Annotated in this window: 19 protein-coding genes; 12 read left to right on the forward strand and 7 right to left on the reverse strand. The window is 63.3% G+C overall.

The annotated features are described in order from the left end of the window. The first annotated feature begins 74 nt into the window (after nucleotides 1–74). Nucleotides 75–344, forward strand: a complete 270-nt coding sequence (locus JRZ79_RS24770) for a hypothetical protein (protein ID WP_010904116.1) — start codon at nucleotides 75–77, stop codon at nucleotides 342–344. Beyond that, the gene (locus JRZ79_RS24775) at nucleotides 341–1,087 is read left to right on the forward strand and encodes a biotin/lipoate A/B protein ligase family protein (RefSeq protein WP_012289629.1); all 747 of its coding nucleotides are present in this window, start codon (nucleotides 341–343) and stop codon (nucleotides 1,085–1,087) included. The genes JRZ79_RS24770 and JRZ79_RS24775 overlap by 4 nt, the downstream gene beginning before the upstream one ends. 14 nt (nucleotides 1,088–1,101) lie before the next feature. Here the strand turns inward: JRZ79_RS24775 and JRZ79_RS24780 are convergent, their stop codons facing one another. Continuing rightward, entirely contained in the window at nucleotides 1,102–2,121 is a 1,020-nt protein-coding gene (locus tag JRZ79_RS24780) for an amidohydrolase family protein (RefSeq protein ID WP_012289630.1), read from the reverse strand. Between the two features lie 121 nt (nucleotides 2,122–2,242). Here JRZ79_RS24780 and JRZ79_RS24785 point away from each other — a divergent pair, with 121 nt between their 5' ends. Both JRZ79_RS24785 and JRZ79_RS24790 read left to right on the forward strand, forming a co-directional pair. Beyond that, on the forward strand, nucleotides 2,243–3,328 hold the full coding sequence (locus JRZ79_RS24785; RefSeq protein ID WP_010904119.1) for a tubulin/FtsZ family protein: 1,086 nt from the start codon (nucleotides 2,243–2,245) through the stop codon (nucleotides 3,326–3,328). A 73-nt stretch (nucleotides 3,329–3,401) separates the two neighbouring features. Beyond that, nucleotides 3,402–4,793, forward strand: coding sequence for a sodium-dependent transporter (locus JRZ79_RS24790; RefSeq protein WP_012289631.1), 1,392 nt, complete (start codon nucleotides 3,402–3,404; stop codon nucleotides 4,791–4,793). Nucleotides 4,794–4,828: 35 nt separating this feature from the next. Here JRZ79_RS24790 and JRZ79_RS24795 read toward each other — a convergent pair whose 3' ends face one another. From JRZ79_RS24795 to JRZ79_RS24810, 4 genes are all read right to left on the reverse strand, one after another. After that, nucleotides 4,829–5,833 (reverse strand): metal ABC transporter permease, encoded by a 1,005-nt coding sequence (locus tag JRZ79_RS24795; RefSeq protein WP_010904121.1) that lies wholly within the window; start codon nucleotides 5,831–5,833, stop codon nucleotides 4,829–4,831. Beyond that, nucleotides 5,833–6,609 carry a metal ABC transporter ATP-binding protein gene (locus tag JRZ79_RS24800; protein WP_010904122.1) on the reverse strand — a complete coding sequence of 259 codons (777 nt, stop codon included), beginning with the start codon at nucleotides 6,607–6,609 and terminating at the stop codon, nucleotides 5,833–5,835. Before JRZ79_RS24800 ends, JRZ79_RS24795 begins: the two co-directional genes overlap by 1 nt. Then, nucleotides 6,591–7,640, reverse strand: a complete 1,050-nt coding sequence (locus JRZ79_RS24805) for a metal ABC transporter substrate-binding protein (protein ID WP_010904123.1) — start codon at nucleotides 7,638–7,640, stop codon at nucleotides 6,591–6,593. Before JRZ79_RS24805 ends, JRZ79_RS24800 begins: the two co-directional genes overlap by 19 nt. A gap of 450 nt (nucleotides 7,641–8,090) precedes the next feature. Further along, nucleotides 8,091–8,525, reverse strand: coding sequence for a hypothetical protein (locus JRZ79_RS24810; RefSeq protein WP_162829057.1), 435 nt, complete (start codon nucleotides 8,523–8,525; stop codon nucleotides 8,091–8,093). A gap of 542 nt (nucleotides 8,526–9,067) precedes the next feature. Between JRZ79_RS24810 and JRZ79_RS24815 the strand changes: the two genes are divergently transcribed. The 3 genes from JRZ79_RS24815 (at nucleotide 9,068) to JRZ79_RS24825 (ending at nucleotide 12,679) form a co-directional block, all read left to right on the forward strand. Beyond that, nucleotides 9,068–11,035, forward strand: coding sequence for an oligopeptide transporter, OPT family (locus JRZ79_RS24815; RefSeq protein ID WP_010904125.1), 1,968 nt, complete (start codon nucleotides 9,068–9,070; stop codon nucleotides 11,033–11,035). Further along, nucleotides 11,032–11,379 carry a PqqD family protein gene (locus JRZ79_RS24820; protein ID WP_010904126.1) on the forward strand — a complete coding sequence of 116 codons (348 nt, stop codon included), beginning with the start codon at nucleotides 11,032–11,034 and terminating at the stop codon, nucleotides 11,377–11,379. The genes JRZ79_RS24815 and JRZ79_RS24820 overlap by 4 nt, the downstream gene beginning before the upstream one ends. 202 nt (nucleotides 11,380–11,581) lie before the next feature. Next, nucleotides 11,582–12,679, forward strand: a complete 1,098-nt coding sequence (locus JRZ79_RS24825) for a glycerol dehydrogenase (RefSeq protein ID WP_010904127.1) — start codon at nucleotides 11,582–11,584, stop codon at nucleotides 12,677–12,679. Between the two features lie 596 nt (nucleotides 12,680–13,275). Here JRZ79_RS24825 and JRZ79_RS24830 read toward each other — a convergent pair. Continuing rightward, complete coding sequence (locus JRZ79_RS24830) at nucleotides 13,276–14,562, reverse strand: orc1/cdc6 family replication initiation protein (protein WP_173362416.1); 1,287 nt, start codon at nucleotides 14,560–14,562, stop codon at nucleotides 13,276–13,278. 520 nt (nucleotides 14,563–15,082) lie between these two features. Between JRZ79_RS24830 and JRZ79_RS24835 the strand changes: the two genes are divergently transcribed. Further along, nucleotides 15,083–15,409: a NifU family protein gene (locus JRZ79_RS24835; protein ID WP_049892709.1), complete on the forward strand. Its 327-nt coding sequence runs from the start codon at nucleotides 15,083–15,085 to the stop codon at nucleotides 15,407–15,409. A 161-nt stretch (nucleotides 15,410–15,570) separates the two neighbouring features. Here the strand turns inward: JRZ79_RS24835 and JRZ79_RS24840 are convergent, their stop codons facing one another. Then, nucleotides 15,571–15,735, reverse strand: a complete 165-nt coding sequence (locus tag JRZ79_RS24840) for a hypothetical protein (RefSeq protein ID WP_010904130.1) — start codon at nucleotides 15,733–15,735, stop codon at nucleotides 15,571–15,573. 181 nt (nucleotides 15,736–15,916) lie between these two features. On the opposite strand from JRZ79_RS24840, the gene JRZ79_RS24845 reads away from it, so the two are divergent. From JRZ79_RS24845 to JRZ79_RS24860, 4 genes are read left to right on the forward strand one after another with little or no spacing between them, the layout of a single operon-like run. Then, entirely contained in the window at nucleotides 15,917–17,308 is a 1,392-nt protein-coding gene (locus tag JRZ79_RS24845; RefSeq protein ID WP_010904131.1) for an ABC transporter substrate-binding protein, read from the forward strand. Nucleotides 17,309–17,319: 11 nt separating this feature from the next. Then, a complete protein-coding gene (locus JRZ79_RS24850; protein ID WP_010904132.1) occupies nucleotides 17,320–18,213 on the forward strand; it encodes a sugar ABC transporter permease in 894 nt (297 codons plus the stop codon). Nucleotides 18,214–18,217: 4 nt separating this feature from the next. Beyond that, nucleotides 18,218–19,081 carry a carbohydrate ABC transporter permease gene (locus tag JRZ79_RS24855; protein ID WP_049892710.1) on the forward strand — a complete coding sequence of 288 codons (864 nt, stop codon included), beginning with the start codon at nucleotides 18,218–18,220 and terminating at the stop codon, nucleotides 19,079–19,081. A 5-nt stretch (nucleotides 19,082–19,086) separates the two neighbouring features. Further along, nucleotides 19,087–20,226 (forward strand): ABC transporter ATP-binding protein, encoded by a 1,140-nt coding sequence (locus JRZ79_RS24860; RefSeq protein WP_010904134.1) that lies wholly within the window; start codon nucleotides 19,087–19,089, stop codon nucleotides 20,224–20,226. The last annotated feature ends 104 nt before the right edge of the window (nucleotides 20,227–20,330 follow it).

Genomic DNA, 20,330 nt, shown 5'->3' on the forward strand with positions numbered 1-20,330 from the left:
ATGGATAGTGTCGTGCCGGTTCCGGGTCCGAGACCACCCAGGGAACTTACGGCCGGTCGCGCACACGGACTGATATGGCGCAGCACGGAACAGTCAAGGTCCCGGACGGCAAGCTCGTTAGCGTGTCGCTGACAGCCAACGATCGCATCACGTCGGTGCGCGTGACTGGCGATTTCTTCCTCGAACCGCCGGAGGCGCGCCCACACCTGGAGCGCGCGATCGAAGGGCACCCGGTGGACGTCGACGCCGCCACGCTCCGGGAGGCGATCGCGGACGTGGACGCCCGTCTGATCGGGTTCGAGGCGCGCGATCTGGCCGCCGCCACCATGGAGGCGATCGCGTGACGCTTCGCGTCATCACCGACGGCACGTACAGCGAGCCGGTCCAGCAGGCCCTCGAACGTGTGCTTGCGGACAAGGTTGCGGCTGGCGACATCGGGCCAACACTCCGGGTGTGGTACCGGGACGCCCCCGCGGTCCCGATCGGGCGGTTCCAGTCCTACGAGGACGAGGTCGCCACCGACTACGTGGAGCGCCACGACATCGACGTGGTGCGGCGCGCGACCGGTGGCGGGGCGATGTACGTCGAACCCGGTGCGGTGCTGACGTACTCGCTGTACCTCCCGCCCGAGGACGTTCCCGACGACGTTGCCGACAGCTACGTGTACCTCGACCAGTGGGCCATCGACGCCCTGCAGGCTGTCGGCATCGACGCCAGCTACGAGCCGCTGAACGACATTGTGCACGCCGACGGCAAGCTCGGCGGGGCGGCGCAGCTGCGGACTGACGGGGCGGTGTTGCACCACACGACGATGAGCTACGATCTGGACATCGAGCGGATGCTTCGCGTGCTCCGGATCGGGGAAGAGAAACTCTCGGATAAGGCCGTGGCGTCCGCCGAAAAGCGGGTTGCAGTGATGACTGATCACACTGACGCGTCGCGTGCCACGATCGTCGATGCACTCGTTGCGGCGATCGGGGACACGTTCGAAACGCGGCGGGGATCGCTGTCGGCGGCGACTCGGGAGGCGGCGCGCACGCTCGCAGCCGAACAGTTCGACACGGCGGCGTGGACGCGGAAGCTGTAGGGTGCCCGGAATCGCTACGTGAGCACGCGCTTGACGTCGAGGCCGGTCGCGCGCCGCACGACCGCCTGCACGGGATCGACGGCGTTGCGGAGGTTGTGTGAATCGCCGTCCAGCACCACGAGGGCGGCGCGCCGCCCGGGTTCGATGACGCCGCAGTCGAGGCCGGCGATCTCGGCACCGGCGGTGGTCGCCATTCGCAGGACATCGGTGGCGGAGACGTCGAAGCGCTTGGCGGTGGTGGCCATCTCCCGGAACATCGACGGCGGGTTCAACATCACGTTGTCAGTGCCGAGCGCAACGGTGGTGTGATCGAGGAGGGCGGGGATCGGTGCGTCGCCGACATCGAGCACCGTGTTTGCTCGTGGACAGACCGCGATCGGGACCGACTGGTCAGCGACACGCGTGAGGTGGGTGTCCTCGGCATGCACCATGTGCACGAGGAGGTCGGGCTCCAGGTCCAGGGCCGGATGGATGTCGGTGGCGTCGGGTTCGCCGGCGTGGATCGCGAACGGGGCGTCGCGACGCGTGCAGGCGGCGCGTTCGTCGGCGAAGTCGTTGTCGTTGGCACCGGACGCGCCGTAGCCGTCGGCGATGTCGAGCACGTCCGGGTCCCCGCTGCCGAAGATGAACGGCGTCACGTCGACGGTGTCGGCGGCGGCGCGCAGTGCCTCCGTGCCGGGGCGGCCGGACTCCCGGAAGTCCAGGCAGGCAACGGTGCCGGTCTGGTGCATGAACGTGAGCGTGTGGCGCATCGCTGCCACCAGGTCGTCGTCGTCGGCGGCCGCCAGACGCCGATGTTTCAGGCTGTTCGGCGGCGCTACGGCGTCGTCCAGGGAGAGCCCCACGGCCGCTTCTTTCGCGATGGAGTCGCCGAGATGGGTGTGGGCGTTCACGAACGCGGGGAGAATGATGTCTTCGGAATCGACGTGGGTGTCTTCCTCGACGGCGTCGATGCGGCCGTCATCGATCACGACACGTCCCCGGGTCGGCTCGAAGGCGTCGCCGGCGAGAACGGTCCCTGCGAGTTCAGTCATACCCGCACTCGGCACTGGGGACCGATATGCGTTTTCGAATGCGCGAGTCCCGACTGATTGTGGGGGAGTGGCGCACGCACGTTCCTGAGTGCTTTTACGTGTCGTGGCTGAATACGGTGGTATGCGCGTTGTCGCCATTGGAGTCGGCGGTGCCGGCGGACGCATCGTCGATGCGCTCCACGAAGATGACAGCACACGAGAGGCGTCGTACCTGGCCGGCGGGTCGGTGCTTGAGACCGACCGCGGTGCGCTGGCTGCGCTCGACGCCGTCTCCGAGGAGGATCGCCACCACTTCGGGCACAGCGGGTTCGGGGGTGATGCCGACAGTCCCCGGGAGCGCATCGAGGCGCTCGCCGAGGACGATCACGTCGAGATGCGGCGGGCGGTCGACTCGGCGATCACCTCGGATGCGGCCGCGATCATCGTGATCGCAGGGGTTGGCGGGGCGACCGGGTCAGTGATCGCGCCGAAACTCACCGACGCGTTGCAGCGCATCTACGACCGGCCGGTGTACGCGGTGTCGGTGCTGCCGGCGACCCACGAGGAGGTTCCGCCGGAGAACCCGGCACGCGCGATTGCGGCCTTCGAGAGCGCGGCGAACGCACAGCTCGTGTTCGACAACGACGCCTGGGTTGACGACAGAAACGACGTGGAAGACGTGACCGACGGGCTAAACGCGGAGTTAGCGATGCGACTCGGGGCGCTGTTCAGCGCCGGGGAGGCCGTGACTGCGGAGTCCGTGGGGCAACGCGTGGTCGACGCCAGTGAGGTCATTTCGACGCTCGACGAGGGCGGGCTGGCGACGATCGGGTTCGCCCGCCAGCCGCTCGGGACCGACGGGGACGACGGCTCGCTGCTGGATCGCGCCCGAGAGCTGGTTGGGATGGATGAGACGACCGTCGACGAGGTGGAGTCGATCAAGGCGGTGGAGACGACCCTGCGGCAGGCGACAAACGGCCGGTTGACGTTCGACTGCCCGCGGGACGCGGCCAGGAGCGGGTTGCTCGTGGTGTCCGGGCCGCCGGAGTGGCTCCACCAGACGGCGGTGTCCGACGGCCAGAGTTGGCTGGCCGACGAGATCGGGTCCGTACAGCTTCGCACCGGTGACAACCCGATGCCCGGCGGGGACGAGCTCACGATCCTCGTACTGCTCGGTGGGATTCGGGGTGCACCCCGCATCAAAGAGATCCAGGCGGCCACCGATTGAACCGCCGTCGAACCCGCCGTGACGGTCCGAAACGACACAAACTTCACCCTACAGTGTCCAGTGTTGTGCACTGATGGTTGATCGTGATTCGTGGGTGTCGAACGTCGGGTTCGTGCTTGCAGCCGTCGGCAGTGCGGCAGGCCTCGGGAACATCTGGCGGTTCCCCTGGCTGACCGCCGACAACGGCGGGAGCGCGTTCCTCGCGATGTACCTGTTGCTCGTGGTTGGCATCGGGGTCCCGGGACTGCTCGCGGAGTTCGTGCTCGGGCGGCGTGGCCGCCAAACACCCATCGGCGCGCTCCGCTCGCTGATCGGTTCCCGATGGGGGACCGCAGTGGGGACGTTCAACGTCATCACCACCGTGGTGATGCTGTCGTTCTACTCGGTTGTCGGCGGCTGGATCCTCCGGTACACACTGCTCTCACCGACGGGCGCGTACTTCGCACAGCCACAACAGTACTTCAGCCACGCGAGCCACGGCCTCCCTGCAGTCGGATTCCATCTGCTGTTCCTCGGGATCATCGCTTTGATCGTCTTCTTCGGCGTGAGCCAGGGGATCGAACGCGTCTCGAAAGTCATGCTCCCCGCGGTCGTCGTGTTGCTCGGCGGGCTGGCTGTCTGGACGGCCACCCAACCCAACACCGCCGCCGGCTACGCGTTCTACCTCGGCTTCGACCCCGACTACCTCGCTGCGAATTTCTTTTCGGTGCTTGGTCCCGCCGCGGGGCAGGCACTGTTCACGCTCTCACTGGGCGCTGGCGCGATGCTCACGTACGCCTCCTACCTCGACGACGACGCCTCGCTGCCACGAGATACGGTCGTGATCGCGATCTCCAACACGGCGATCGGCGTGCTCGCCGGGCTGGTCGTCCTCCCGTTGTTGATCTCCCAGGGCATCACCCCGGGACAGGGCGGCCCCGGCGCACTGTTCGTTGCCCTCGCAACCGCGTTCGGTGCACTCCCGGGTGGCAACGTTGTCGCCACGGTCTTCTTTTTCACCGTGCTGTTGGCGGCCGTGACCAGCGGCATCAACCTCCTCGAAACCCCCGTGGCGACGCTTGTCGACAACTACAACGCCTCCCGGCGGGTCGCGACGGCGGCAGTGACACTGCTGCTCGCGGCCACCGGCAGCGGGCTGGCGCTCGCCGGGCCGGCGTTCCGGTTCGTCTCCGGCCCCGTCGTTGATGTCATGCTGACCCTAGGCTTGCTTGCGTTCCTCGGGATCGTCGGTTGGGTGCTGCGCGAGGAGGCAGCAGCTGAGTTCCGGGCCGGTGCCGGCCGCCTCAGCGGGCTGGCGACCCCGTGGGTGGTGGCGGTTGGCTGGGTGCTTCCGGTGGTCGTCGTGTTTTCGTTGACGACGACAGTGGCGTCCATTACCGGCGTCTCGCTGACGAACACCACGCGTGCGGCGATCGCCGTTGGCGTGGCGGTCGCGTGCCGCACTGCCGTCACGCGAACAGCGTGACGGAGACTGTCTCGTCGCCGGCGAGTAGCAGTGGCTCAGTCGTCGGTCGTCGTCGGGTCCGAGTTCGGGGAGATCGCCCCCATCTCCGGCGTTTCAGTGCCGGTGAGGGCGGTCTGTAGCTTCCCCGCCAGGACTGCGAGCACGTAGACTCCAACGGCGAGCAACACGATCACTCCCCCGGCAGTCGCTTCCCCGTAGTAGGAGACGGCGATGCCCAACACCACGGCGATTTCCGCGAGCACGACTGACACGAGCAGTGATTCGTTGAAACTGCGAGCGACCTGTGACGCTCCCGCCACGGGGACGACGAGCATCGCCGCCACGAGGATGACGCCCATGATCTGCATGGCACCGACGACGACCATGGCGGTCAGCATCACCATGATGCGGTTGTACCAGTTCACGGACAGCCCGGAAACCGCAGCGGCGGTCTCATCGAAGGTCACGTACAGCAGTTGGTTGCGGGTCACTCCGACAACGCCGATGATGATCGTGAACAACACCAGGAGGATGGCGGCGCTGTCGGTGGAGACCGTCGAGAGGTTCCCGAACAGGAACTGATTGACGCCGACGGCCAGCCCACCAGCGTTGATGCTGATGAGCGTGGTGCCGAGCGCGAACCCAGTGGACAACACGATCGCCATCGAGACGTCGTTGTACGCGTCGGTCGTCTCCGAGATCACCTCGATCAGTAGCGCCGCGACCATCGCCACGATCACCGCCGTCAGGTACGGCGAGATCCCGAACTCAAAGACGGCGTTCAAGAACAGGCCGATGGCAACGCCGGCGAACCCAGTGTGGGCGAGGGCGTCCCCTATGAGGGCGAGTTGCCGGTGGACTAGGAACGTCCCGATGAGCGGGGCCATCACGCCGATGCAGAGCCCAACCAGGATCGCGCGGTGCATGAACCCGTATTGGAGGACCTCCAGGCCGGTTGCACGCGCAACCCCGGTCATGAGCTGCGACCAGACGCCAAGCAGCCAGTACAGCGGGCCGAGCAGCGGTTCGATGACTGCCGGCTGGACGATCACGTCCGTCATCAGTCGTCACCGAGCACGGCGGTCGTGGTGCCGAACGCGCGTGCGAGCGCGTCGCTGTCGACGAACTCCGCCGTGGGGCCGTCGAAATGTAGTTCTCGGTTGAGACAGATGACGCGCTCGGCGTGCTCGGTGACCGCACCCAGGTCGTGTTCGATGAGCACGACCGTGATACCGTCGTCGTGCAGCACGTCCAACAGGTCGTAGAACGCAGCCACGGACTCGATGTCGACGCCGACCGTGGGTTCGTCGAACACGAGCAGTTCGGCCTCACCGGCGAGCGCGCGAGCGATGAACGCGCGCTGTCGCTGTCCGCCGGATAACTCGGTGACGCGGCGGTCGGCGAACGCCGACATGCCGACCGTGTCCAGCGCCTCGTCGACGACGGCCCAGTCGTCGGCCGACAGCTGGCCGAAGCCGACGTGTGGGAACCGCCCCATCTTGACCACCTCCCGGACGGTGATCGGCATCTCCTTGGAAGCGCTCGCGTGTTGGGCGACGTAGCCGATGCGCGAACCGGTGTCGAACTGGTGTGCTGGAACCCCGAACAGGCGGGCACGACCACGGTCGGGCCGCAACAGCCCGAGCATGAGCTTCATGAGCGTGGACTTCCCGGAGCCGTTGGGCCCGACGACGCCGATGTACTCACCGGGTGAGACCGCAAGGGAGATGTCTTCGACGACCGGGGTGGCTGTGTACCCGAACGCGACATCGGCGAGCTCGATGGCGGGCGTGTCGGCAGTGTTGTCGTGGTGTGGTGTCATTCGAAGTTCCTCCATGTGGCGTTCCACTCGGCGCCCCCGACGTCGTCCGGAGCCGCGTTCCCGAGCAGGAGCTTGAACGTGGGCATGTTGATGTTACGCGCGATCTCCTCGTAGCCCCAGCCCTGCTGGACCCAGTCCTCGCGAACGCCCGCGTAGGGCGTGACTGGGTAATAGGCTTCCACGTCGGTTTCACTGAGCAGCTGTTCGGCGGGGCGGCGGGTTTCGAACACGGCCGCACCGATGTACGTGATGTCGTTGTCGTCGATCGTTTGCTTGGCGTCCATGATGTCGGATGCCTTGACCGTCCCGCTGGCGGCCAAGTTCACCACCAGCGGCCGCATTTCGATGTCGTAAGCCGTCCCGAGGTATTGGAACGCGTTGTGCGCGGCCAACTGAACGACGTCACGGTCGGCGCGGTCGAAGATGGCGGCGTATGCGTCGTCGAGCTCGTCCAGGACCCCGGATTTGTACGCGGCGGCGTTCGTTCGGAGTGTGTTTTCGTGGGAGGGTGCGAGCTGAACGAACCCCTCGGTGAGGTTGTCGATGGACTGCTTGGCTCGGTTCGGATCGAGCCAGAAGTGAGGGTCTTTGCCGCGGTTCTGGCCGATGCCCTCCTCGTCGCGGTCGAGGCTCGCAGCGAGGTCAACGAGTTCGACGCCATCCCGAACGTTGATGCGGCGAGTATCGGCGTCGTCGTCGTCCAGTGATTCGATTGCGCGGTCAACCCAGGGTTGAAAATCCGGGCCGACGTGAATGAGCGCGTCGGCGTCGAGGATCTCCTTGGTGATGCTTGCGTTCGGCTCCCAGCCGTGGCCGTGGAGCCCCGTGGGAATGAGATTGCGGACGGTGATCGGCGTGTCGGCGACGATCTTCCGCGCGAAGTCATAGAAGCTGAAAAACGACGCGACTGCGACGGTCGGTCCCGATTCCGGGTCTCCGTCGGTGTCGCCGCTCGTTATGCAACCGGCGAGGCCAGCGCTGAGAACGCCGGCGCTGGCAGTGAGTGTGCGTCTGCGTGAGAGGTGCGTGTGTGTCTGCTCGTCCATCGGTACTGGGAACGTGACGGATAGAATTATAAAGTAGTTTCTATCTAAATCTAAATTTAGATGTATCAAATCCTTGGACGGGCGTTCCCACCAGAGACCACGCGATTCCCACGATCGTGCAACTGACGCCCGGCTAAAGGCCCGAGAGAAGATCTAATATCGGCATGCCGATCGAAGGGGTAAGTACAGACACAGGCAACGCGATGGCCACACAGGGTAGGTTCTCGTTTTGGGTAGGGATAGCGAGGCGACAGGAGTTCACTTGCGCTAACTGGAAGCCGGTGCTCGGGAACCGATTACCAATGGCGAGTTCGTCTTTGGCCGCGGTGTGACACCAATAGACGTGAATAAGAACGCAGAGCTCGGATCGTTCGAGGTCCGCACAACGACTCCAGACCGGATCGTCTGCTGTTGGCGAGCAGAGGTGGAATAGTTGTGCGGGGCGGTCGTCTACTGAAGCGTTTCGCTGCCCGAAGGTGTGTCTAGAGTGACATCGACCCCAGGATCCGCAGACCACCAATCGTCGCCTGGAGGCCGTTCGCCGTCGTCAGTGTCGAACTTTATTTCGTCTTCTTTGTCGGGTTTGACCTTCCCCTGAACGATAGTTTTTGAGTCGTACCGTTTGACTGTGTCATTACCTAGGAACCCGGTATCGACAGTTTCACAGGTTGCATCGCTGTCTGGGACTTCCGCCCTGTAACCGCCTGTTCCGCCGTTTGAAGCGACTTCAAACGTGATCGAGAAGGATTTCGTGGAGGTGGGCTGAACCGACTCCGACTGGGCTGTATTTTCACTAGCTACAGCGCTTCCGGAGACAACTGCCAACCCCGCTGCAGTCGTACCGGCGGTACGGATGATGTCGCGTCGCGTTCGTTGGCGTGACATGATACACATTTCTTTTCTACCCGGTAAATAATATAATTTTGTTTCATTATGTATGTTGAAACGGAATTAAGGGCGAGTTCAACGGAGAGCAGAAATACACTACCCAGGGTGTGGCCCTGCAGTGTGGATCTCGGACAGAAACGATCAGCAATATCCAATAACGAATTGTGGGAGCCAAACAGAACTGAGCTGGAATTGACGGATCGTTTGCAGCAGTCAAACCATAGCGGATAACCCGTCCATAGTATGTACAGAATCATAGTTGTTGGGAGAGAGACACAGCCATGAGAAGTGTTATCGAGAGCTTTGCCCAGTGAAGACACGACAGTGGTACTGAACGATTGTCTAAGAACGTTCGGTATTTATGCGTGGAACTGACTACCGTCACCGAAAACGCGGAATCACTCTCCAAGACCGTCAGTGCGCTCATCGGACACACCAGCGACGATTTAGCATACATACGAAATCCGGTAGTTCGGTTGGTGTGGTCGGTGGGCTGCGCGACGACGGCGCAGGTGTGGAGACGACCGCCCGATTCGATTATGCCACAAGACCCATCGGAGTCACCATCCACGGCGGACACGAATCGCACGACAAATGACCACACACGGCCTGGGCCGGCTCCAACCGTTCCCGCCGGAAAGAACGTCGCCGAGCTCACCGTCAAGGCGGTGTTGATCGGGCTCGCGCTCAACGTGTTGCTGCTCACTGCGAACATGTACCTCGGGATGCGGTCGGGGCTCACGATCAGCGCCTCGATCCCGGCGGCAGTCATCAGCATGGGACTGTTCTACGCGCTGCGGTACGCGGGCATCGGCGGCACGATCCTGGAGAACAACATCGTACAGACGATGACTTCGGCGGGCGAGGCACTGGCCGCCGGTGTGATCTTCACGATCGCGGGCGTCACGTTCCTCGATCAGTCCATCAACATCGTCGAAACCGCGGCCGTGGCTGCGTTGGGTGGGCTGCTCGGCGTGCTGTTCATGATCCCGATGCGGCGGTATCTCATCGTCGACAAGCACGAACAGCTGCCCTACCCCGAGGGCACGGCGTGTGCGGACGTGCTCGAAACCGGCTCGGAAGGCGACGGCGGGGTGAAACTCATCTCACTGGGATTCTTCGTGAGCTTCATCTACATGTGGTTGGCCAACGGCATGGCCGTGATGAAGACGACCCTCGAAACGGCGTTCTCGGCGGGTCAGACCCGCGGGTTCGCGATCGGCGGTGACTTCACGCCCGCCCTGATCGGCGTCGGCTACATCATCGGTCCGCGGATCGCAGCGTACGTGTTCGGTGGCGGGCTGGTGGCGTGGATGATGTTGATCCCGCTGCTCATCACGGGCGGGTTTGTGCCCGATCAGGCGGCGAATCTCACCCTGATGGGACAAGCACACGCGGTCTGGGATCAGTACGTGCGATACATCGGTGCGGGCGCGATGATCGTGGGCGGGTTCTACGCGATCATCTCGATGGCTGGAACGATCCGCGACGCGCTTGCGTCCGCGGCCGCCGAACTCAGCGGCTCCAAATCGGAAACCGCGACACAGATCCCCCGAACCCAGCGCGACCTCTCGATGAAAGTGGTCGTGCTCGGGGCGCTCGCGATCACGATCGCGCTGGTTGCGATCCCACAGGTCGAACTCGGCGTTCTGGGCGGTGTCATTGCCGTGGTCGCCGCGTTCCTGTTCGTTGCGGTGTCCGCGTACCTGGTCGGGGTCGTCGGCAGCTCGTCGAACCCAGTCTCCGGGATGGCGGTCGCGACCGTCCTGATCGCCGCACTCGCGATGAAATCCACCGGCGTCTCGGATCCGGTCGTGGTGCTCTTGACCGCCTCCGTTGTTGCGATCGCCGCGGCGGTCGCCGGCGACACCTCACAGGACCTGAAAACCGGCTACCTGCTCGGCGCAACCCCACGCAAACAGCAGATCGCACAGATGGTCGGGATCGCGATCTCGTCGGTGTTCGCGGGCTGGGTGCTGTCGTTTTTCAACCAAGCGTACGGCATCGGAAGCGAGACGATCCCCGCTCCGCAGGCCGGCATGATGGCGCTGATCTCGGAGGGAGTGCTCACTGGAAGCGCGCAGTGGGGGATGATCCTCATCGGTGCCGTCTTCGCGATCGTGTTGATCATGATGGACGTCCCCGTGTTGCCGTTCTCGGTCGGCATCTACCTCCCGATCACGCTCGCCACGCCGATCTTCCTCGGCGGGCTGCTGCGGGCGGGCGTCGACCGATACGTTGACTGGCGCAGCGACGACGGCGACGGGGCGGCAAAGGAACGTGCGACCTACCGCGGCCGAATCATTGCCGCCGGGCTGATCACTGGCGAGGCGATCATGGGGATCGTCGTCGGCGGGATCTACGTGCTCGGGATCGGCGCCGACGAGGGCGCGCCGTACGCGGTGGGACTCGCATCCGGCACACAGACGCTGCTCGGTGGCGTGGCGCTCGTCGCTCTCGTCGCCGTCTTCGTCGGCGGCGTCATCCGCGACCCACAGGACACATGACAACACACGCGCCAACTGCGATTCCGGAGCGCACAACAGAGGAGTGGACGGTCACGCAGACCGACGACGTGGTGCAGGTCACGATCACGCGAACGGTCGCCCCGCGGAACCGCGTCGATGGGTTCCTGTTTGACCTCTTCGACGCGGACCGCGACCGCAAGCTCGTGCTCGATGCGGTTGGCGCAACCGTCTGGCGCGCCTGCGATGGCACCAACACCGTCGCGGACATCGCGTCTCGCGTCGCCGATGAACACGACGCGGAGCGCGTTGCGCCGGTCGAAGAGACGCTCGGCCACTTCCTCATGCAACTCGGGGAAAAGGACCTGCTTCGGTTCGAGGAGTGACCACGGTCGGCGAAGCGCTCGGGTGGTATTAGCGACCGGAAGACGGTGCCGAATCGGTTGCGGGGCTGCTCGACGCGACGACCTGTGTGTGCGTGAAAGATCGCACAGTATAATGGATGTATGACGTGGTTTCTCCGGAGATAATGCGTGTTCTCGTAAAGTATATGCGGCTCCCCGGTGAATTTTTAGTACGGCCTAACTCATGACGAGCGTATTCAAATCGCCATCGACGTACGTACAGGGACGCAACGTGACGACCGACATCGGCACGCACGCGGAATCACTCGGTGACACAGCATTGCTAGTCGCCGACGAGATCGTGATGGACATGATCGAGAGCGACGTGCACGAAAGCCTCGCGGAAGCCGGACTCGACGGCTCATCGGTCGTGTTCAACGGGGAGTCCTCGGAGGACGAGATCGAGCGGATCGCGTCCGTTGCTGTCGACGAGGGTGCCGACATCGTTATCGGGGCCGGAGGCGGCAAGGCCCTGGACACCGCGAAAGCAGTCCGCGAGGAGGTCGGCGGCGCAATGGTGTCGATGCCGACGATCGCATCGATGGACGCGCCGACGAGTTCGCTGTCAGTGATCTACAGCGAGCACGGCGAGTTCGAGGATTACTGGTACTACGAGCAGCACCCGGACTTGGTGATCGTTGACACCGAAGTGGTCGCTGCAGCGCCGGCTCGGTTCCTGCGCTCGGGGATCGCAGACGGGCTTGCAACGTGGTTCGAGGCGGACGCAGTCGCACAGTCCGGCGGCGACAACGAGGTCGGTGGGAAACCAACCCGCGCGGGACACAAGCTCGCCGAGCTGTGCTATGAGACGCTCCGTGAGCACGGTGCCGGCGCGCTGGACGCCGTCGAGCACGATGCCGTGACCGAGAGCGTCGACGCCGTGATCGAGGCGAACACGCTGCTCAGCGGGCTGGGGTTCGAAAGCGGCGGGCTGGCGGCTGCCCACTCCGTGCACAACGGCCTCACGCAGCTCGCGGAAACGCACGACGCGACCCACGGTGAAAAGGTGAACATCGGTACGATCACGCAGCTCGTGCTGGAGGGGCATTCCGACGCGAGGATCGAGGAGTTCATCGAGTTCTCGGTCGAACTCGGGTTGCCTGTCACCCTCGGTGAGATCGGGATCACGAACCCTGAACAGGTAGACCTGGACGTGGTCGCGGAGGCGGCCTGTGACGAAGCCGAGACGATCCACGACGAGCCGTTTGACGTTACACCAGCAATGGTGCGTGATGCGTTGCTGACCGCCGACGAGATGGGGCGGCGGGTTCGGGATCGATAGCGGGGTCCCGTACCACCGTTCCTGCTGGGCGGCCCGCCGAGATTCATGCGGGAGCTGGACGTGTCGGCGGCGAAAAGGGAGGGGGGACTCCCTCCCCCCGTCATCGATGTGTAAACGGGATTGCCGCAGGGTGGGGGGATCGGTCGAACCAACCAGTAGGTGAGCTACGACCGCGATACACGCCGAGGACAGCTCCCTTCTGCCGGTTTTGTCCCTCTCAGCGAACTGTATTACTATTAAGGAAAGATTTATAATAGACCAGGGAAAACAGTAACCGCACTGCAATAGCTGTATGTTAATTTGGTAGTTGTAGGAGAACACGTAACTAGTGCTTGACAGCATTCGAACTCCGTCTAATACGTCGCCTTCCTGTCACAGCGGCGTTGAACCCTGCTTCTGTCTTGGTCTCACTTCGTTGCCAGTGTGCCATCGATCCCTCGGTGGTATCGTTTACACATCGATGACGGGGAGGGGGTGTGGCCTTGCCACGATCGCCAGCAGGAGCCGACGATCTGATCAGAGACACGACAGGAGATTACACATCGAAGACGGGGGGTGGGGAGGGAAGCGAAAGGCAGCAGGGAATCGCCTGGCAACTACTCCTCGAACTCTCGAAGTTGGGCGTTCACCACCGCGTGGAGCCGCTCGGATTCGGTGCCGACTCTCTCCAGTCGCGTGTCGTCGACAACCCGATGCATCATCGACTCCGGATCACCCCTGAAGGTGAAGTCCATATACATTCCGCCACCGCGTCCACGGCTCTTTCGGGCCGTCGACACCAATCCATACGTCGACAACTCCTTGACGTATTTCACGTACGTCTCCCGGGTCATCTGGTCGGCATCGATCTCCTCGGTGACCCACTGGTACACCTGGAACCCAACCGGACTGGGCACCGAGTTCCGCGTTGCACTCGAACAGTGCGCGACAGCCGCCGTCGCGTACAGGGAAATCTTCTTCTGGGTCGTCAGCCCCGCGATCAACTTCAGCGACCGGTCCTTGTCGATCTCGTCTTGGGACTCCCGGACGTGGTCTTCGCGGACCGTTTGATCCCCCTGTTCGTCGGCCAGATCGCCGGCTCCACGGAACAGATCGATCGCTTTCCGAGCATCACCATGGCTTTGTGCCGCAAACGCCGACACGAGCGGGAGTACGTCGTCGGTCAACGCGTCTTGGCGGAACGCGTCACGCCTGTTTTCGAGGATCTGCCGGAGCTGTGTGGCGTCGTAATCCGGGAAGTAAATATCGCGGGGATTGAACGAGCTCTCGGCCCGCCCGTCGATGTTCTCCATGAACTTGGGGTCGTTTGTCAGTGCGGCCACCGACACTTGGCCTTCGATGTCGTTCGTGTTGCTAGCGCGCGAGAGTTGATACAGCAGTTTGGAGTACGCCGGCTCGTCGTTTGCGCGCCGACCAACCAGCAGATCGATCTCGTCCAGAATGAAGATGACCGAGTCGTAATGCTCGTTGATGAGGTCGTAGAGCCGTCTGTACTTCCGTTTCGTCGACACTCCGGTTTCGGGAACTCCGGGTTCGATGCCGACATCGCTGGCGACCGTCTGGACGAGTTCGTACACGGCTTGGTCGAGCGTGTTGATCGGCTGGCAGTTGACCTGCACAACGCCGAACCGCTCACCCTTGGAGTGGCACAGTTCGATGATCTGTTGGGTGACCGCACCGATAATGAGCGACTTCCCGGTTCCCGCGGGCCCGTACAGGAGCATGTTCGGTGGCCGATTCCCTTGCAGCGTTGGCTTCAGAAACGACACCACCGACTCCAGTTGTTCGTCGCGGCCGACGATTCGCTCCTCGTCGATGATCGTGTCCGGCTCCACGAGGTCACGGTTGACGAACACCGACGCGTCCCCGTCGTCGTGAAGCATGTCACGGATCGACCGCTGTGCGTCCTCGTCTGTGGCCGCGTCCGAGCCAGCGAGTTGGCTACCAGCGCCATGCCCGGAGCCATCGGCGGCCGCGTCATCGCCGCCCACCCCGGCGTCGTCGCCGACTCCGTGCGTCCCACCTTGGTCGCGACCAGCCATACGTATGCTGTACACCCCCTGGTTGAAAAGCGTAACCCCAATCGATGTTTATCCTGGTGTGATACGGGATCTGTGCCCCAAATTCGGCCATGTCACTCTCTCTCTACCGGCACCGCCAGCGATGTATCGCGCTCGCTCACCCCCCGTCATCGATGTGTAACTCGCTCTATCGCGCCTTCAGCCCTACTGCACTCTGTCGTGGTGTTGTCTACAGGCGGTTCAAGGCGAGTGCCACGAGGCTTGGCCCCGTGGTGGGTTCACCGCTTCCAGTGGCCTCCACGTCGGATCGCCCTCCTTGAGCTGGTTTAGGCTCGCCAAATACCATGGATTTATGACACTATGGTGCGTCTGTACATCCGCAATGAGCGCAGGCAACCTCGAACGACAGACGCGCAACTATCTCAGTGACAACGTCCCCCAGATCCAGCAACACGGCGGCAACTTCGAGATCCGGGAGATCGACGAAGCAGCCGGCACCGCGACCGTCGCGATCGGCGGCGCGTGCTCGGGTTGCGGCATCGCACCGATGACGATGAACGCCATCGAAAGTCGCCTCCCCGAAAGCCTCGACGACCTCGATGACGTGACCGTCGTGCGCTCGGGCGGCCCCCGTGCCGCGGTCATGCCGTCGAAAACTGACCGCATGGAGGACATGGACGAGTACCAGGACTACAGTCCTCCGTTCTGAGGGCTGCCCGCAGCCACGTGCGTCGTGTCGCACGCATCCCCACCCCCTCATTTTGAACCTGCGCCATCCTCACAACTGACTGCGGTGTGGTCGTCGACGATCTCCCGATCCGCACTCGAGTCACGCCCGCTACCACGCACGGCCCTCGGACACTCCCGCTGTCACCGCCCCACCCGCTTGGCGAGCACTGTCGGCAGCCAGACGCCAACGCCGATGAGCGTCACCAACTGCACCCAGGCCGCATCGGTGATCCGTCTCACGACGAGCCAGAGCGCGACCGCCGAAACGATGCACACGACTGTCACTCGCGTTGCGTTCGAGAGCATGAATCCAACAGCCACCCACACAACGACTGGTTCGATATTAAAAACCGGGGTCAGTTCTGGAACGTCGACGGTATTGCTGCGCGCCGCCCCATGCACGGCTCAATAGGTCTCCAGAACTGTCTGGACGGATATTTTCAACTCATATAAGCACTCATCCGAGGACCCCGAGTTGCGTTATCCGATGGCGCCCACCACAGAGACACGGAGAGCCACAGCGACACGACGCGCAGTCCTCGCCGGTGCCGGCACGGCCGGACTCACAGCATTCGCCGGTTGTGGCGCACTCAACACAGCCACAACCCAATCGGATACCGGCTCCAGCACCATCACGCTGGACTTCTGGCACGTTTTCGGCGACGAACTGGCGACCACAATCGAGCAGATGGCAGCGGATTTCTCAGCACAGACCGACGGTGTCTCGATCAACCCCGTGAGCAAGACCGGCTACCGTGAGACGCTCAACCAGTCCCTCCAGGCGTCGCGGGCCGGCGATCCCCCGGGGATCGTCCAACTCTTCGAGATCGGGACCCGAATCGCCCTCGACAGCAACGCGTTCACTCCCATCGACTCCCTGCTCCCCGAAGACAAAATCGACCGCGAGGACTTCCTCCCGTCGGTCCTCAACTACTACCGCACCGATGGCACGCTCAACTCGATGCCGTTCAACTCCTCGAACACCATCATGCTCTACAACAAGCGTGCCTTCGAGGCGGCTGGGCTCGATCCGAACGCCCCGCCGACGACGCTTGCCGAACTCCGGACAGCGGCCAGCACCATTGTTTCGAACACGCAACTAGAGTACGGCCTCACCTGGCCGAATCACTCGTGGATGCAGATCGAACAGCAGTTCGCGAAGCAAAACCAACTCCTGGTCAACAACGACAACGGCCGTGCCGGCCGACCCACGGAGACTAACTTCGACAGCGACGCCGGACGCGCGGTCTACCAGTGGTGGACCGACATGGCCAACGCCGACCTCTATTTGAACCCCGGGATCGAGGCGTGGGACGAGGCCCGACAGGCGTTTCTCACCGAGCAAGCGGCGATGCTGTGGGATTCCACGTCGAATCTGGTCTCGCTGGTGGCCGGTGCAAAGCAGCGCGGCTTCGAACTCGGATCCGCATACCTCCCAACCCCGACCGGAGACAACTCAGGCGTCGTCATCGGTGGCGGCTCACTGTGGGTTCCGGACGCACTGACGACTGCGGAGAAACAGGCCGCCGGTGCGTTCATCGCGTATCTCACCCAGCCCGACCAGCAGCTGCGGTGGCACCGCAACAGCGGCTACTTCCCGGTGCGACAGAGCGTCATCGACCGGCTCACGGACGACGGCTGGTTCGACGAACACCCGAACTTCCGCACGGCCTTCGACCAACTCCAGGAGACCACCGACACACCGGCAACGCGCGGCGCAGTCATGGGCGCGTTCCCGGAAGTCCGAACGATCAACGAGGAGCTCTCGGTCAGCATCATCACCGGTGACATGTCCGTTTCGGCGGGCCTCGCAGAGATGGACACCCAAGCGACCAGCGCCATCCAGGACTACACCGACTCCATCGACGACAGCGCGTAACCCGACCACCCATGTCCACACAGCCAACCCCATTCGATTCGACACTGCAGGCCCTGGGACTGCTGCTCCCCTCCGTGGTCGTGCTCGGTGCGTTCCTCTACTATCCGGGCCTCGAGACGTTCCGACTCAGCCTGTACAGAACCCTGTTCCTCGGGCAGCAGACCGCCTGGGTCGGCGCGGAGAACTTCGTTCAGCTGCTGACCTCAACCGCCTACCACCACAGCTTCGCGATCTCTGTCCTGTTCGCAGCCATCGTCGTCACCGGAACCCTCCTGCTGTCGATCGCGGTCGGATATCTCCTCTTCACCGTGTCCGTCGGTTCGTCGGCGTACCTCATCGCCGCCATCTGGCCGTACGCGCTGCCGCCGGCCGTCGCCGCGATCCTGTTGAACTTCATCCTACACCCGAACCTCGGTGTGTTCACCCACTACCTCGAAGCGGTCACCCCGTTCACCTTAGACTGGTTCAACAGCGGCCCGCAGGCGTTCACCGTCGTCGCCGTCGTCGCGATCTGGAAGCAGCTCGGATACAACATCATCTTCGTCGTTGCCGCGTTCAACACGATCCCCAAAACGCTCACCGAACGCGCCACGCTCGACGGGGTTGGCCACCTCAGACGCCTCCGGAGCGTCTACCTCCCGCTGATGGCACCAACGCTGGTCTTCCTCACGGTGATGAACACGATCTACGCGTTCTTCTCCACGTTCCCGATCGTGGACCTCCTCACCAGCGGCGGTCCGGGCGACGCAACCAATCTCCTGATATTCAAGCTCTACCGCGACGCCTTCGAGTTCAACAGCCTGGGCTTGGCGTCGGCCGAGTCAGTCATCCTGTTCGCCCTGGTCGCGGTACTGATGTACGTCCAAATCCGCGTTTCAGAGGGATACGCACAGTATGGGGCGTGATACAATGGCCACTGACACCGCCCAGTCTTCGACCCGGACGACCCACCGTGACATCCTCCCCGAGAACGCTCTGATGCACCTGGGGCTGTTCGGCGCGATCGCACTGATGGCCGCCCCACTCGTGTTGGCCGTGCTGATGAGCACGCAAACGACCGCCGAAGTCTACCAGCCCACCACCATCGGACCCGGCAGTAACGCCCTCCAGAACTACCAGGCCGCGCTCACAACGTACAACTTCGGGACCTACCTCCTCAACTCGCTGGTGATGAGCATCGCCGTCGTCATCGGGAAAGTCACCCTCTCGTTGCTGGCCGCGCTCGCGCTCGTCTACTACGAACTCCCGTACGAGCGCGCGATCTTCATGTTCGTTCTGCTCACGCTGTTGTTACCCGTTCCAGTCCGGATCGTGCCCCTCTTCCAGCTGATGGCGGATCTCGGCTGGACGAACACCCTCCTAGCGATCACGGGGCCGTACATCGCCAGCGCAACCGCGGTGTTCCTGTTCCGCCAGCATTTCCGCTCGATTCCCGACTCGCTGGTCGAGACAGCCCACGTGGATGGGGTCGGCCCGTTTCGCTTCCTGGTGTCCGTGCTGATCCCGATGTCCCGCAGCATGATCGCCGGCGTCTGCGTCATCACGTTCATCTACTCCTGGAACCAGTTCCTCTGGCCGCTCATCGCGGTCACGGACAAACCAAGTCAGGTCGCCCAGGTCGGGATTCGATACATCCAGGGGGCGGCCCAGGCCGGCTTGACACAGTGGGGCGTCATCATGGCCGCGGCGGTGCTCGCGTTGTTGCCGCCGCTTGCCGTACTGCTGGTCTTCCACCGTTCGCTTCGCGAAACCATCGCGATTCAGCAATCCTGATTCCAATGAGTACGATCACACTCACCGACCTCACCAAACACTACGACAGCATCGCCGCGGTTGACGGGATCGATCTCGATGTCCTCGACGAGGAGTTCCTCGTCGTCGTTGGCCCCTCGGGCTGTGGCAAATCGACGACGCTTCGGCTCATCGCTGGCCTCGAGGACGCCACGGCCGGCACCATCCGGATCGGCGGCACTGATGTCACCGACTCACCACCCGAGGACCGTGACATCGCTATGGTGTTCCAGAACTACGCCCTGTATCCACACATGACTGCCGCCGAGAACATGACCTTCGGGATGCAGTCAGTCACCGATTACTCCAGCGCCGAGATCGAGGACCGCGTCGCCGACGCAGCCGCAACACTCGGTATCACGGAGTTACTCGACCGGACCCCAGACGCCCTCTCCGGTGGTGAGCGCCAGCGCGTGGCCATCGGGCGCGCGCTCGTTCGCGAGCCGTCCGTGTTCCTGCTCGACGAACCACTGTCGAACCTCGACGCGAAGCTCCGCGTCCACATGCGGGCGGAGCTGTCGAAACTCCATCGAGAACTCGACACCACAACCGTCTACGTGACCCACGACCAGACCGAAGCGATGACGCTTGGCGACCGCGTCGCCGTCCTCAACGACGGCACCGTCCAACAGGTCGCGCCGCCACAGCAACTCTATGATTTCCCCGCAAACCAGTTCGTCGCCGGATTCATCGGCGAACCGGCAATGAACCTGGTTCCCGTGCGGGTTCGCGACCGCCCCCGTGGTCTCGTTGCCGACCACGAGGGGTTCGCTCACCCGCTTCCCGACGGCGGCTCCAACTCGGCACTCGTTGACCGCCGCCTGACATTCGGGGTTCGACCCGAGGACGTCCTATTGGCTGGGCGCTCTGCCACTGGACACGAGGAGTCCTTTGAGGCGAGGGTAACCGTCCGAGAACCGCTCGGTGAACAGCTCCTGTTACACTGCACCATCGGTGACGACGAGCTACAGGTGAAAGTCCAACCTCGCCGGGACGTTTCGACCGGGGACACGATCCGTCTGTGCTTCGATCAGCAACGCCTCCACCTGTTTGACCCCGAGACCGGTGACGCGATCTACCACGCGGCGTCCGAAGACCAACCCGCCAAACCAACCCCGTCACAGTAGCTCGTGCACCCACCGAACGATGCGGTTCCATTACCAGTTGTTGGTAATACGATTTCTTTATTCAGCCGCACCGCTGTATTTTTCTCGTCCGATTCATCCTGATT

The sequence above is a fragment of the Halobacterium sp. BOL4-2 genome (assembly GCF_016917835.2).
GTDB lineage: Archaea > Halobacteriota > Halobacteria > Halobacteriales > Halobacteriaceae > Halobacterium > Halobacterium salinarum.

Bases quoted from the DNA above. Each gene is read 5' to 3' on its own strand.
- JRZ79_RS24850 (WP_010904132.1), top strand. From the start codon at position 17,320: ATGTCCACACAGCCAACCCCATTCGATTCGACACTGCAGGCCCTGGGA.
- JRZ79_RS24830 (WP_173362416.1), bottom strand. From the start codon at position 14,562: ATGCTTCACGACGACGGGGACGCGTCGGTGTTCGTCAACCGTGACCTC.
- JRZ79_RS24785 (WP_010904119.1), top strand. From the start codon at position 2,243: ATGCGCGTTGTCGCCATTGGAGTCGGCGGTGCCGGCGGACGCATCGTC.
- JRZ79_RS24860 (WP_010904134.1), top strand. From the start codon at position 19,087: ATGAGTACGATCACACTCACCGACCTCACCAAACACTACGACAGCATC.
- JRZ79_RS24790 (WP_012289631.1), top strand. From the start codon at position 3,402: ATGGTTGATCGTGATTCGTGGGTGTCGAACGTCGGGTTCGTGCTTGCA.
- JRZ79_RS24855 (WP_049892710.1), top strand. From the start codon at position 18,218: ATGGCCACTGACACCGCCCAGTCTTCGACCCGGACGACCCACCGTGAC.
- JRZ79_RS24810 (WP_162829057.1), bottom strand. From the start codon at position 8,525: ATGTCACGCCAACGAACGCGACGCGACATCATCCGTACCGCCGGTACG.
- JRZ79_RS24805 (WP_010904123.1), bottom strand. From the start codon at position 7,640: ATGGACGAGCAGACACACACGCACCTCTCACGCAGACGCACACTCACT.
- JRZ79_RS24800 (WP_010904122.1), bottom strand. From the start codon at position 6,609: ATGGAGGAACTTCGAATGACACCACACCACGACAACACTGCCGACACG.
- JRZ79_RS24825 (WP_010904127.1), top strand. From the start codon at position 11,582: ATGACGAGCGTATTCAAATCGCCATCGACGTACGTACAGGGACGCAAC.
- JRZ79_RS24820 (WP_010904126.1), top strand. From the start codon at position 11,032: ATGACAACACACGCGCCAACTGCGATTCCGGAGCGCACAACAGAGGAG.
- JRZ79_RS24835 (WP_049892709.1), top strand. From the start codon at position 15,083: ATGAGCGCAGGCAACCTCGAACGACAGACGCGCAACTATCTCAGTGAC.
- JRZ79_RS24780 (WP_012289630.1), bottom strand. From the start codon at position 2,121: ATGACTGAACTCGCAGGGACCGTTCTCGCCGGCGACGCCTTCGAGCCG.
- JRZ79_RS24795 (WP_010904121.1), bottom strand. From the start codon at position 5,833: ATGACGGACGTGATCGTCCAGCCGGCAGTCATCGAACCGCTGCTCGGC.
- JRZ79_RS24815 (WP_010904125.1), top strand. From the start codon at position 9,068: ATGCCACAAGACCCATCGGAGTCACCATCCACGGCGGACACGAATCGC.
- JRZ79_RS24840 (WP_010904130.1), bottom strand. From the start codon at position 15,735: ATGCTCTCGAACGCAACGCGAGTGACAGTCGTGTGCATCGTTTCGGCG.
- JRZ79_RS24845 (WP_010904131.1), top strand. From the start codon at position 15,917: ATGGCGCCCACCACAGAGACACGGAGAGCCACAGCGACACGACGCGCA.
- JRZ79_RS24770 (WP_010904116.1), top strand. From the start codon at position 75: ATGGCGCAGCACGGAACAGTCAAGGTCCCGGACGGCAAGCTCGTTAGC.